Annotated in this window: 1 protein-coding gene and 1 pseudogene; both read right to left on the bottom strand. The window is 72.9% G+C overall.

The window, feature by feature from the left end; all coding sequences use genetic code 11:
- Window positions 1-473 (bottom strand): annotated as a pseudogene (locus D471_RS35525) (peptidase M48); the annotation flags it as partial.
- Window positions 474-602: 129 nt separating this feature from the next.
- Window positions 603-920 (bottom strand): DivIVA domain-containing protein (locus D471_RS0121785; protein ID WP_017600583.1); only part of this gene is annotated, 318 nt, incomplete at its 5' end.

Genomic DNA, 920 nt, shown 5'->3' on the forward strand with positions numbered 1-920 from the left:
CGCGTCGGCCGGACGTAGGCCTCCGGCGGTCGGGCCAGGCCCATCGCGGAGGACATCGTCACCACCGACCGGTAGGCCTCGGGGAACTGCGTCGGTGAGATCTTCACCGACTCCGCGCGTTCGCGGGCATACCGCAGGCCCCGTACCGTCCAACACGCGGCGGGTATCGCGGCCGCGGCGATCGCCGTCCAGGCCCACGACCCCGTCGCCGTCCACAGGGTGTGGACGGCGGCCGCGACCAGCGCCACCCCCACCAGTACGCACACCACCAGCAGGGGTGTCTCCCACGGGTGCGCCCTGGTCGGGACGAACTCCTCGTCGGGTTCCTCGGCCCCGTGCCCGCACATCCCGACCGCGCGGACGCCGCTCGCGCACGCGTGCGCGAACCCCGGCGCCACCGACGGCGAGCAGTACGGTGCCCCGCGGGACGCACGGGCGGGCGCACCGCCGCCCTGGGGCGTCGCGTGTGGCATCCCGCCTCCCCTCGGGCCGCGGATCCGTGAACAGCGGAAGCTCGCCACTCCCTGTAACGGAATATTACTTTTCGCTGCCCTGGGTATGGGGTTGCCGGGGGACGGCGTGTCCGGTCACGGAGTGTGCGCTCAGCGCTCCTCGTGCCTGCGGAGCTCCTCGGCGAGGATGTCCAGGAACCGGTCCACCTGTGCCGGGTCGTACCCCGGCCGGGCGCGGGTCGTGGCGAACTGGACCCTCTCGACCTCGGCGGAGGTGAGCGTCGCCCGCTCCGGGCGGCCCTGCTGGATGACGTCCATCGTGAACTCGGCCCGGTCCAGGAAGTCGTCCACCTCCTGTTCGTTGTAGCCCGTGGTCAGCCGGGTCGTGGCGAACTGCTGCTCCCTGATGTGGGCGGCGGTGAGCCGTGGCCGGTGCTCACGCCGCCTCTCCTGGGGAGCGGCCGGGTC

This window comes from Nocardiopsis lucentensis DSM 44048 (assembly GCF_000341125.1).
Lineage (GTDB): Bacteria > Actinomycetota > Actinomycetes > Streptosporangiales > Streptosporangiaceae > Nocardiopsis > Nocardiopsis lucentensis.